The sequence below is a fragment of the Tatumella sp. JGM130 genome (genome assembly GCF_018257525.1).
In the GTDB taxonomy this organism is placed as follows: domain Bacteria; phylum Pseudomonadota; class Gammaproteobacteria; order Enterobacterales; family Enterobacteriaceae; genus Tatumella; species Tatumella punctata.
Window position 1 is genome coordinate 26725 of record NZ_JAERJS010000012.1, and the last position, 11438, is coordinate 38162.

Here is an 11438-nt window from a genome sequence, read left to right on the forward strand (position 1 = left end):
CTCGCTTACTTGTCTGTTTTTTTGCTCTTATAGTCAGCAATTGCTGCTTTAATCGCATCTTCAGCCAGGATAGAACAGTGAATTTTTACCGGCGGTAATTCCAGTTCTTCCGCAATCTGCATATTTGAAATGCCCTGGGCTTCGTCCAGTGATTTACCTTTCACCCATTCGGTGATCAGTGAACTGGAGGCAATTGCAGAACCACAACCGTAAGTTTTGAAACGGGCATCTTCAATAATCCCCGTGTCACTGACTTTAATTTGCAGTTTCATCACGTCGCCGCAGGCAGGTGCACCCACCATACCACTACCAATACTCGGGTCAGCATTGTCAAAAGAGCCCACATTACGTGGGTTTTCGTAGTGATCTATTACTTTTTCGCTGTAAGCCATTTTATATTCTCCTGAAGACTGTTAGTGATGCGACCATTCGATGCTGTTCAAATCCACGCCTGCTTTAAACATTTCCCACAGGGGAGAAAGGTCACGCAGCCGGCCGATAGAATTGCGCACCAGATTAATGGTGTAGTCGATCTCTTCTTCAGTGGTAAAACGTCCTAAAGAGAAACGAATAGAGCTGTGGGCCAGTTCATCGTTCATACCCAGAGCACGCAGTACATAAGATGGCTCAAGGCTCGCAGACGTACAGGCTGAACCGGAAGAGACGGCCAGATCTTTAAGCGCCATAATCAGCGACTCACCTTCAACATAGTTAAAGCTGATGTTGACGATATTCGGTGCGCCATTTTCGAGGTCACCATTCAGATAAACCTCTTCCATGTCTTTGACACCGTTCCACAGACGGTCACGCAGCACACGTAAACGTGCCATTTCGCTGTCCATCTCTTCTTTAGCAATCCGGTAAGCTTCACCCATGCCGACAATCTGGTGCACTGGCAGGGTACCTGAACGCATACCGCGCTCATGGCCACCGCCGTGCATCTGAGCTTCCAGACGAACACGAGGCTTACGGCGAACATAGAGTGCACCAATCCCCTTTGGTCCGTACAGTTTATGGGCAGAGAAAGACATTAAATCGACTTTCAGTTTGCTCAGATCGACAGGCAGTTTGCCCACACTCTGGGTCGCATCAACATGGTAAATAATACCGCGTTCACGGCAAATTTCACCGATGGTGGCAATATCCTGAACCACACCGATTTCATTATTTACATGCATAATGGACACCAGAATAGTGTCTTCACGGATAGCCTCTTTCAGCACGTCAAGATCAATAATACCGTTGGTCTGTGGTGCCAGATAGGTCACTTCGAAACCTTCTCTTTCCAGCTGACGACAGGTATCCAGTACCGCTTTATGTTCAGTTTTACAGGTAATGATGTGCTTACCTTTTTTCTGATAAAACTGTGCTGCACCTTTAATCGCCAGGTTGTCAGCTTCGGTCGCCCCGGAGGTGAATACGATTTCACGCGGATCAGCACCAACCAGATCAGCAATCTGGTTACGGGCAATATCCACTGCCTCTTCCGACTGCCAGCCAAAACGGTGAGAACGTGAAGCAGGGTTACCGAACACCCCGTCCAGCGTCAGATACTGCATCATTTTCTCAGCAACGCGCGGATCTGCAGGCGTAGTCGCAGAGTAATCCAGATAAATTGGTAATTTCATTGCTCTTAAACTCCGTACATCACTTCAATGCTAATAATTTATAGTATGGCGGTGGTATTACGCAGGCAAATAACGCCATAATCTCTAGTTGTAAGCACGCTGTTTGACGTCTATGGCAGACGGCATCCGCGGGTCAAGAAAACGTCGGTTATCATTATTTTGACGATCCGCAACCTCAAGAATATCCTGGTTATTGACCAGTTCAGCCAGAGTAATATTATTCAGAAACTCACTGATTCTGTCACTTAAATCACGCCACAATACGTGAGTGAGACAGCGCTCTCCCCCCTGGCAACCTTCTTTTCCCTGACAGCGGGTAGCATCGACAGACTCATCAACAGCAGTGATAACGGTACCCACGGCTATCTGGCTGGCATCTTTACCAAGCAAGTATCCGCCACCCGGCCCGCGTACGCTGGCGACCAGGCCATTTTTACGCAGGCGCGAAAAAAGCTGCTCAAGGTAGGAAAGTGAAATACCCTGACGTTCAGAAATATCGGCCAAAGGCACCGGGCCTTCATTTGAATGCAGTGCCACATCCAGCATGGCAGTGACGGCATAACGTCCCTTGGATGTCAGTCTCATCGTTACACGACCTCGATCAGTATCCGGTTACCGGAGTGTTAATAAAAGTTAATAACGATAAGTCTGACATTCCCGACCAAAATGGTCAACTATTTAACCGGGTATTTTACTCAGGTATTTAACCTGCTGTGCTGTTCAGTCCTTCTTCAGCCACAGCGAGTCATCAGTGCGATTTTTTCTCAAAGGACGCGAGCATACCGCGCAAAATATTCAGTTCATCACGCTCAGGACGCGCCCTGGTAAACAGACGGCGCAGCTTACTCATCACCTGCCCCGGCTGGTCTTTACGAACAAAACCACTGTCCTGCATCATCTTTTCCAGGTGTCCGTAGAAACGTTCCAGGTCATCAACCAGCGGATAAGGTGACTCTGCATATTGTGCCACACCGGTATCTGCAGACTGCGACTGCAGCCATGCCATGCGCACTTCGTAAGCAATCAGCTGAACAGCCATCGCAAGGTTCAGGGAGCTGTACTCAGGATTTGCCGGAATGGCCACATGGTAGTGACACTTCTGCAGTTCGTCGTTAGTCAGCCCTACCCGCTCACGCCCGAATACCAGAGCTACCGGTGCCTGCTGACCTTCTTCGACGCTTTTAACACCACACTCTCTGGCATCCAGCATCGGCCAGGGCAAAGAACGGGATCGCGCACTGGTACCAACCACCAGGCTACACCCGGAAATGGCCTCATCCAGCGAGTCGACAATACAGGCATTACCAATTAAATCACTGGCACCCGCCGCCAGGGAAATTGCCTGAGAATCCGGTTTAATTAATGGGTTCACCAGATAAAGATTCGACAGCCCCATGGTTTTCATAGCCCGGGCAACGGAGCCCATATTCCCGGTGTGTGAAGTTTCCACCAGGACAATACGAATATTCTGCAACATAATTGAAGGCCGCTCTTAAAATGATGCAGGGATACTAACATAAAAAGAGACATTATCTGAACACGCTGCTATACTTCCCGGCGTTTTTTCGTTCTTTAACATCCAGTGGGAATAACTGATGCATCCGATGCTCAATATCGCCGTGCGCGCTGCGCGCAAGGCCGGCAATTTAATTGCTAAAAATTACGAAACTCCAGACGCTGTTGAGACGAGTCAGAAAGGCAGCAATGACTTTGTTACCAATATCGACCGCGAAGCAGAACGCCTGATTATTGAGGTAATTCGTAAATCTTACCCTAAGCACTCAATCGTCACTGAAGAAAGTGGTGAACTGGCAGGTGAAGATAAGGATGTTCAATGGGTTATTGATCCACTGGATGGCACCACCAACTTTATTAAACGTTTCCCGCACTTTTCTGTTTCTATTGCCGTGCGTATCAAAGGACGTACCGAAGTCGCCGTGGTCTATGACCCGATGCGTAACGAACTGTTTACTGCTGCACGCGGACAGGGTGCCCAGTTAAACGGTTACCGCCTGCGTGGCAGCACTGCCCGCGATTTAGACGGTACTATCCTCGCTACCGGCTTCCCGTTCAAAGCCAAACAACATTCAGTACCTTTTATGAATGTTGTCACGAAACTGTTCACCCAGTGTGCAGATTTCAGACGTACCGGCTCAGCCGCCCTGGATTTAGCTTACGTTGCCGCTGGACGTACCGATGGTTACTTTGAAATTGGCCTGAAACCATGGGATTTCGCCGCCGGTGAATTACTGGTGCGTGAAGCGGGTGGTCTGGTCACTGACTTTACCGGCGGTCATGGCTACCTGAGCTCAGGTAATATCGTTGCCGGTAACCCACGCGTAGTACGCGCCGTGCTTGCCTCAATGCGCGACGAATTAAGCGAAGCGCTGAAACGCTAATCATTGCTTTCCGGCAGGCGGTCTGATGACTGTCTGCCCTTCCCCCTCCTGATGTCGCCTTTTCTCCCCCGCTACGCCGCTCTTGCTTTGTGTCGTTATCTCTTTACTGTTCCGCAAACGTCTGCGGCCAGATAAAAAAAATGCACCCCGACAGCAGATTATCCGCCTTTGAGGTGCAATTAACGTTATCTGATGGCCACCCTGGCCCGCGAGGACCAGAGTACCGGATCACGGGTTATTCATTCTCAGGCGTAAACCGGGAACCGTGCGCAGATTTCGAGGACTTTGCCTTTAACACGTTCGATAGTCGCTTCGTCGTTAATGTTATTCAGCACATCAGCAATCCAGCCTGCCAGTTCACGGACTTCGGCTTCTTTAAAACCACGACGGGTTACTGCTGGCGTACCGATACGGATACCGGAAGTGACAAACGGGCTCTTCGGATCGTTAGGCACGCTGTTTTTGTTTACCGTAATATTGGCGCGTCCCAGTGCGGCATCCGCTTCTTTACCGGTCAGATTTTTGTCTACCAGGTCCAGCAGGAACAGGTGGTTATGCGTCCCCCCGGAAACAATGTTAAACCCGCGGTCCAGCAGAACTTCAACCATTGCTTTAGCGTTAACCGCAACCTGCTGCTGATACGCTTTAAACTCCGGCTCCATCGCTTCTTTCAGCGCAATCGCTTTACCGGCAATCACGTGCATCAGAGGACCGCCCTGGCCGCCAGGGAAAACCGCCGAATTCAGTTTTTTATAAAAATCTTCGTCACCACCTTTCGCCAGGATCAGTCCGCCACGCGGGCCCGCCAGAGTTTTGTGGGTCGTGGTGGTCACGATGTGGGCATAAGGAACGGGGGTCGGATAGACACCGGCTGCGACTAATCCGGCAACGTGAGCCATATCAACGAACAACCATGCGCCGACGCTGTCTGCGATTTCACGCATTTTTTCCCAGTCACACACACCGGAATACGCAGAGAAGCCGCCGATAATCATTTTTGGCTGGTGTTGTTTTGCCAATTCAGCCAGTTCGTCATAGTCAATTTTGCCGCTTTCATCAATGCCGTAAGGCACCACGTTATACAGTTTACCGGACAGGTTAACCGGAGAACCGTGAGTCAGGTGACCACCGTGTGCCAGGTTCATCCCGAGGATAGTATCGCCCGGTTGCAGTAATGCGGTATACACTGCAAAGTTAGCCTGAGATCCGGAGTGCGGCTGAACGTTGGCATAATCTGCGCCAAACAGTTCTTTTGCGCGATCGATCGCTAACTGTTCAACAATATCCACATATTCACACCCGCCGTAGTAACGCTTACCAGGGTATCCTTCTGCGTATTTGTTGGTCAGCTGTGAACCCTGAGCCTGCATTACGCGTGGGCTGGTATAGTTTTCTGAAGCAATCAGTTCAATGTGCTCTTCCTGACGCACTTTTTCCTGCTCCATCGCCTCCCACAGTGGGGCATCATAATCGGCTATGTTCATCTCTCGCTTTAACATCCGCATCTCCTGACTAAGCTAACTTAAAAACGGCAATTTAACACCCATCGGCGGGTAACGGCCAACAGTGTAAACTCTTTTCCCGGAGTACGGTAGCCGGAAAACGTTCTTTTTGCGCAAACGATTGGCATTCAGTATTTTCGCGGGTCAACCTGTGAGCAGTCGCACTTTTTTTAGCCAGAAAACATGACCGTTCGCCATAAATTTTCCGGCCAGCTCCACACCGCAGGAAACCCTTGCTAACAATAAGTTTATTTACAATCCATACTGCCGGCTATAACATGTATATAAAATACATGTTTAATAATGAACAATGAGGACGCCCGCATGCTTGATTCAGAAACTCTCGCCCTGGTCAGATCGACTCTTCCTGCTATCGCCAATGCCGGCCCGGCAGTAGCAAAACATTTCTACCAGCGCATGCTGAGCCACAACCCGGAACTAAAAAATGTTTTTAATATGAGTAACCAGGTCAGTGGTCGTCAGCCGGAAGCTCTGTTTGCCGCACTCTGTGCCTATGGCAGCCACCTGGATAACCCTGCTGCACTGCTTCCTGCCGTCGAAAAAATTGCCCAGAAACATGCCAGTTTATCCATCAGTCCGGACCAGTACGCCATTGTCGGAGAGCATCTGCTGGGGACTATCCGTGAATTGCTCAACCCGGGTGATGAAGTTCTTGCCGCATGGGCAAAGGCTTACGGCGCACTGGCAGACATTTTTATTGGACGTGAGGCGCAAATTTATCAGGAACATGAACATAAACCCGGCGGCTGGCGGGGAACCCGTCGTTTTGTTATCAGTGACATCACACAACAAAGTGAGGTTATTAAAAGTATTGTATTGACTCCGCAAGACGGTAAGCCGGTCGCCGATTATGTCGCAGGCCAGTATCTGGCTGTCTATCTCCAGCCGGAAGGTTTTCCATACCGGCAGATCAGACAGTATTCTCTGACGCGCACTGCGAATGGTAACGATTATCGGATTGCTGTACGTCATCAGCCGGGCGGGAAAGTTTCCGGCTGGTTACATGAACATGCAAAATGTGGCGATTTGCTGGAAATTGCAGTGCCGGGCGGTGATTTTGTGCTCGACCGTTCACTGGCCCCCGCCCCCCTGACACTGATTTCGGCGGGGGTCGGTCTGACCCCGCTACTGGCAATGCTGCACAGCCTCGCTGAACAAAGCTATCCGGCGGAAGTAAACTGGTGGCACGCTGCCGAAAATCCTGCCAGTCATGCTTTCAGGGATGAAGTCAGTGCGCTGGGAGAAAAACTGGAACACTTCCGCCAGCTGACCTGGTATAACCACCCGGCGGCAGGAGATAATGACCCGGCACACTTCTCCGGACTGATGGATCTGAGCCAGGCGGGCGAACAGCAAGTAAGCCAGCACCGCCATTACTACCTGTGCGGACCAGCCGGCTTTATGCAGTCCGTATTTAACCAGCTGACGGCAGCAGGTGTCAGTGCCGACCATATCCACTACGAAATGTTCGGTCCCCACCAGTCTCTGTAACGGTACTGGTCTGCAGAGGCCATCAATGATGGCCTCTGCAGGCCTGTCAGATAGCCTCTTCGTCTTCTTCTCCGGTACGGATACGGATCACACGGGCAACATCAAATACAAAAATTTTGCCATCACCGATTTTCCCGGTCTGAGCAGTACGCATAATCGTCTCGACACAGGTATCGACAATATCGTCAGCAACCACTACTTCGATTTTGACTTTAGGCAGGAAGTCGACCATATATTCTGCGCCACGGTACAGTTCCGTGTGCCCCTTCTGACGGCCAAATCCTTTTACTTCAGTCACTGTCATCCCGGTGATCCCGACTTCAGCCAGAGACTCACGCACATCATCCAGTTTGAAGGGTTTAATAATCGCATCAATTTTTTTCATAACAGAACCTTTTCTTTCGCCTGTGGCTACCGGGTATTCGGGTACCGGCGATCTTATCCGGTATCGGGGGTAGAAATAACTGGCAGCAAATTACCCTTTAAAATCGCCCGCGTCCAGTTCATGACGCGCCAGAAGTTTATAGAATTCAGTACGATTTCGTCCGGCAAGCCGTGCCGCATGGGTCACATTACCGCCAGTCATTTGTAATAACTTACGTAAATAATTCAGTTCAAACTGATTTCTCGCCTCAGCAAAAGTCAGCAGCGCTGTATTTTCGCCGGCCAGTGCCTGTTCCACCAGCCGGTCAGTGATCACCGCTGCGGAACTCAGCGCCACACATTGTTCGATAACATTAACCAGCTGACGCACGTTGCCGGGCCAGCTGGCCGTAATCAGTCGTTTCATCGCCCCGGCAGAAAAACTGCGGATATGCGGTTTATTCCGGTCTGCAGCCTGCCTCAGCAATGCATTTGCCAGTAAAGGTATATCTTCAGCGCGGTCATTCAGTGACGGTAACCGCAGAGTAACCACGTTCAGACGGTAATAGAGATCTTCCCGGAACGTTTTTTCCTCCATCGCTTTCGGCAAATCACGGTGGGTTGCTGAGATAATCCGTACATCAATCGCCACATCCTGATTACTGCCCAGCGGCCGGACCCTGCGTTCCTGTAATACCCGCAGCAGTTTGACCTGTAATGCCGCAGGCATATCACCTATTTCATCCAGGAACAGAGTCCCGCCTTCTGCCGCCCGGAACAACCCTTCTCTGGCACTCAGAGCACCGGTAAATGCGCCTCTGGCATGTCCAAACAGTTCTGATTCAAGTAACTGTTCCGGTAATGCTCCACAGTTAATGGCAATAAAGGGGCGGTCTGATCGCGGACTGGCCTGATGAATGGCTTTGGCGAGAACCTCTTTCCCGGTACCGCTCTGCCCCTGAATCAGGATACTGACATCGGCACTGGCCACCATTTGTGCCTGTTCCAGCAAGCGCATCATCAGCGGGCTGCGGGTCACGATACTGTCACTCAGCTGATGTCCGGTGACCGTGCCCCGCTGGGCGATAGCCTGGTCAATAGCCTGATACAGGGCATCACGATTAACCGGTTTGGTAAGAAAGCTGCATACTCCCTGCTGGGTCGCGGCGACAGCGTCAGGAATGGATCCGTGGGCCGTAAGAATAATCACCGGTAATCCGGGAAATTGTTTCTGAATTTCCCCGAACAGGGTCAGACCATCCATATGATCCATTCGCAGGTCACTGATGACCAAATCAACCGGCTCTCTGGCCAGATGACGTAACGCATCAGTGCCGTTTTCACAGGTGGCCACCCGAAAACCTTCACTGCGTAACCGCATTCCCAGCAATGTCAGGATCCCCGGGTCATCATCTACCAGTAATAATCGTGCTGCCTGTTTTGTCATGAGTTAATTATCTTCCTTTTGCGGATCGCCGGGGTTAACAGACACTGGACGGAGATCAGCGTTGTCACGGATCACCGTCCTTTTACGGGCAGATAGCTGATGTTCTATATCCGTGAGCTTTTGTAATTGCAGGCGTTTGTCAGACAGTTGCCGCTGCAGTTGTTGCTGCTGCTGGCGCAACCGGGCTATCCGGGCATCACTGTGCTGACGAAGTTGTTTATATTTTTCTGTTATCAGCGATGCGGTGAGCTGGCTTTGCTGATTGTCCTGCCATAACTGCAATAACGAACCGACGCGCCGGTCTGCCTGTGGCTGCCATTGTTTCATCCGCTGTAATAACTGCTGGCGTTGCTGATCAGTCAGATCCGTCCCGGAAAACAGAATGCTTTGACGAAATACCTGCTGCCAGCTATCAGCGTCGATCAGTACCGCCTGACGATAATTATCCTCAACCCCTTGCTGCTGTACGCAGTTCATCAGTTTCAGCCAGTAATCCGGCCAGGCTGTCTGAGGGGGCACCAGCGGTTGTGTTATTTGCCGGCAAGCGGAAACACTCGTACCCTGCTGGTCCGGGGACAAAGTGCCGGCTGATCTTGTCTGCTGGCTGCATGCACTCAGTAACGGGAGAATAACTGCGACAAATATACGCGGACAAAAAATGCGTTTTATCACTGACTGCCTCCATGAATGATCGGCAATTGACGAGGGATCGATAATTCAATCCGGAAACGCACTTCAGCATCACCATTACTGACCAGTATCAGCTCCCCCTGCATACGCCGGATACAATCTCTGGCAATACTCAGCCCCAGCCCGCTGCCTTTTACCGGCCCGCGCCGCTGCCGGGCGCCCTGATAGAAAGGTTCGAAGATCATTTTCTGCTCATGTGCCGGTATCGGTGTTCCGCTATTAGACACATCTATCAGGATCCTGTCTCCGTCACGGCAACTGGAAAAAAGAATCTGCCCGCCAGGCCTCCCATAGTTTATGGCATTAGAATAGAGGTTATCCAGAGTGCGGGCCAGAAGTTGCCGATCGGCCAGACAAGATTGCTCCTGTAAAATCACCTGCGTATCAATATCACGGGCACTGGCTGGCAGGGCATGGGCAGTCACCACTTCATTAATAATATGTTGCAGATCAACGGGCGACATTAAACACCCGGCGTCCGCGGTGTGTCGGTTATAATCCAGTAATTGCTCAATTAGCGTCTGCAGGTGCAGGCTGCTCTGATCAAGGATAGCGACAATTTCCTGTTGATCCCTGTTCAGCGGGCCACTGATCTCCTCCGCCAGTAACGCGCTCCCTTCCCGTAAACTTGCCAGCGGCGTTTTCAGCTCATGGGAAAGATGACGTAAAAATTCATGACGCTGAGCCTCAAGCCAGGATAAACGTTCACTCAGCCAGACGATCCGCTGTCCGAGAGAGCGGATTTCGTCAGGCCCGCGAAAATCGGTCATTCCGTCTATTTCCCCGCCCTCTCCCAGCCGGTGGATCATTTTTTTCAGGTTTTTTATCGGCCCGATGATCATCCGGGTGAATAACCATATAAACCCGAGGCTGATCAAAAACAGTAACAATGCCTGCCAGCCAAAAAATGCGCCACGATCCGCAATTTCACGTTGCAGCTCTAAACCACGGGTAAAGACATTCTGCCGGGTTTCTTCAACCAGCTGACTGTTAGCAATAGAAAATGCAATCAGGTTATCTGACACGCTTTGCGGCGGATTGCCCTGCTCACAGTGAAGTGGCGTCAGGGCCGGTAATAATTGCTGAATTTTTTGTGTGGATTTAAGCCGTGGTAAACGCCGGAAGTGAGTCTGCAGCATTTGCCGGTAACGTATATATTGCTGCTGATACAGAGACTCAAGTGTCGGATCATTTAACACACAAAACTGCCGGTAATTACGTTCCAGTTCCAGGGCTGAGCGGGCCATCATTTCACTCAGACGGACATCCGTAAAGGTATTACGGTTGGTTTCTGCGGCCTGTTCACTGAGACTGGAAAAGCTTTCCCAGGCCTGCCATGCCAGCACAAGTAACGGTAACAATACCAGCACAAAAGCCAGCAAAACTAACTGTCTGAGAGAACGGGGGACAAAAGACCAGCGCTTCACGGTGACCGCCATCGGGAAAATAAAGATGATGCTAGCCGGATTAAGCTCAGGAAGGAAGCAGACTGCGGGAAAAATCCACGCTGTAATGACAGGAATAAATGAAAAGCACCGGGAATCACTGTCCGGTGTAGTCTCCGGACCAGTGTCAGAAAGGTATAACGCCGGCCATACCGGCGTTAAGAAAAAGGCGGTGCCTTACTCAACGTTACGCCCGTAGCATGATAACGCAGTAAAACTGACGATTATCAAAAGTCGGACGGCAGGCACCTTGGGGCATCATTCAAAGTTTATGAGCGCTTGACCGCTTACGCAGGGCATCATAAAGAGCAGAATGAGCTGTACTGACTATAATGCAATAGCTGTGCCACATATTACAAGTGTTTTTATATCAGTAAGTTAATGGCATTACGGCCACTATATCATCTCAGGACAGGTCGGAATTGTCTCTGATCAGAGACATTTAAAGCAGG

At 50.6% G+C, this 11438-nt stretch carries 11 protein-coding genes; 2 read left to right on the forward strand and 9 right to left on the reverse strand.

The features are described from left to right. Window positions 1–5 precede the first annotated feature (5 nt). From iscU to trmJ, 4 genes are all read right to left on the reverse strand, one after another. On the reverse strand, window positions 6–392 hold the full coding sequence (gene iscU, locus JK211_RS07625; protein ID WP_212708081.1) for a Fe-S cluster assembly scaffold IscU: 387 nt from the start codon (window positions 390–392) through the stop codon (window positions 6–8). 21 nt (window positions 393–413) lie between these two features. Beyond that, window positions 414–1628 (reverse strand): IscS subfamily cysteine desulfurase, encoded by a 1215-nt coding sequence (locus JK211_RS07630; protein ID WP_212708082.1) that lies wholly within the window; start codon window positions 1626–1628, stop codon window positions 414–416. An 84-nt stretch (window positions 1629–1712) separates the two neighbouring features. Next, on the reverse strand, window positions 1713–2213 hold the full coding sequence (gene iscR / locus JK211_RS07635; protein ID WP_212708083.1) for a Fe-S cluster assembly transcriptional regulator IscR: 501 nt from the start codon (window positions 2211–2213) through the stop codon (window positions 1713–1715). Between the two features lie 163 nt (window positions 2214–2376). Continuing rightward, window positions 2377–3105: a tRNA (cytosine(32)/uridine(32)-2'-O)-methyltransferase TrmJ gene (gene trmJ, locus JK211_RS07640; RefSeq protein ID WP_212708084.1), complete on the reverse strand. Its 729-nt coding sequence runs from the start codon at window positions 3103–3105 to the stop codon at window positions 2377–2379. A gap of 118 nt (window positions 3106–3223) precedes the next feature. On the opposite strand from trmJ, the gene suhB reads away from it, so the two are divergent. After that, window positions 3224–4027: an inositol-1-monophosphatase gene (gene suhB, locus JK211_RS07645; protein ID WP_212708085.1), complete on the forward strand. Its 804-nt coding sequence runs from the start codon at window positions 3224–3226 to the stop codon at window positions 4025–4027. A gap of 245 nt (window positions 4028–4272) precedes the next feature. On the opposite strand, the gene glyA is transcribed toward suhB, so the two are convergent. Further along, window positions 4273–5526, reverse strand: a complete 1254-nt coding sequence (gene glyA, locus JK211_RS07650) for a serine hydroxymethyltransferase (RefSeq protein ID WP_212708086.1) — start codon at window positions 5524–5526, stop codon at window positions 4273–4275. A gap of 327 nt (window positions 5527–5853) precedes the next feature. Here glyA and hmpA point away from each other — a divergent pair, with 327 nt between their 5' ends. After that, complete coding sequence (gene hmpA, locus JK211_RS07655; protein ID WP_212708087.1) at window positions 5854–7041, forward strand: NO-inducible flavohemoprotein; 1188 nt, start codon at window positions 5854–5856, stop codon at window positions 7039–7041. Window positions 7042–7087: 46 nt separating this feature from the next. Here the strand turns inward: hmpA and glnB are convergent, their stop codons facing one another. The 4 genes from glnB to JK211_RS07675 form a co-directional block, all read right to left on the reverse strand. After that, a complete protein-coding gene (glnB, locus tag JK211_RS07660; RefSeq protein ID WP_212708088.1) occupies window positions 7088–7426 on the reverse strand; it encodes a nitrogen regulatory protein P-II in 339 nt (112 codons plus the stop codon). A gap of 90 nt (window positions 7427–7516) precedes the next feature. After that, window positions 7517–8851: a two-component system response regulator GlrR gene (glrR, locus tag JK211_RS07665; protein ID WP_212708089.1), complete on the reverse strand. Its 1335-nt coding sequence runs from the start codon at window positions 8849–8851 to the stop codon at window positions 7517–7519. A 3-nt stretch (window positions 8852–8854) separates the two neighbouring features. Further along, the gene (locus tag JK211_RS07670; protein ID WP_212708090.1) at window positions 8855–9523 is read right to left on the reverse strand and encodes a hypothetical protein; all 669 of its coding nucleotides are present in this window, start codon (window positions 9521–9523) and stop codon (window positions 8855–8857) included. After that, entirely contained in the window at window positions 9520–10968 is a 1449-nt protein-coding gene (locus tag JK211_RS07675; protein ID WP_212708091.1) for a HAMP domain-containing sensor histidine kinase, read from the reverse strand. Before JK211_RS07675 ends, JK211_RS07670 begins: the two co-directional genes overlap by 4 nt. Between the last annotated feature and the right edge of the window lie 470 nt (window positions 10969–11438).

Excerpts from the sequence above, each read along its gene's own strand:
- glyA (WP_212708086.1), bottom strand. The coding sequence starts at position 5,526 with ATGTTAAAGCGAGAGATGAACATAGCCGATTATGATGCCCCACTGTGG.
- iscR (WP_212708083.1), bottom strand. The coding sequence starts at position 2,213 with ATGAGACTGACATCCAAGGGACGTTATGCCGTCACTGCCATGCTGGAT.
- suhB (WP_212708085.1), top strand. The coding sequence starts at position 3,224 with ATGCATCCGATGCTCAATATCGCCGTGCGCGCTGCGCGCAAGGCCGGC.
- glrR (WP_212708089.1), bottom strand. The coding sequence starts at position 8,851 with ATGACAAAACAGGCAGCACGATTATTACTGGTAGATGATGACCCGGGG.
- glnB (WP_212708088.1), bottom strand. The coding sequence starts at position 7,426 with ATGAAAAAAATTGATGCGATTATTAAACCCTTCAAACTGGATGATGTG.
- trmJ (WP_212708084.1), bottom strand. The coding sequence starts at position 3,105 with ATGTTGCAGAATATTCGTATTGTCCTGGTGGAAACTTCACACACCGGG.
- iscU (WP_212708081.1), bottom strand. The coding sequence starts at position 392 with ATGGCTTACAGCGAAAAAGTAATAGATCACTACGAAAACCCACGTAAT.
- JK211_RS07630 (WP_212708082.1), bottom strand. The coding sequence starts at position 1,628 with ATGAAATTACCAATTTATCTGGATTACTCTGCGACTACGCCTGCAGAT.
- hmpA (WP_212708087.1), top strand. The coding sequence starts at position 5,854 with ATGCTTGATTCAGAAACTCTCGCCCTGGTCAGATCGACTCTTCCTGCT.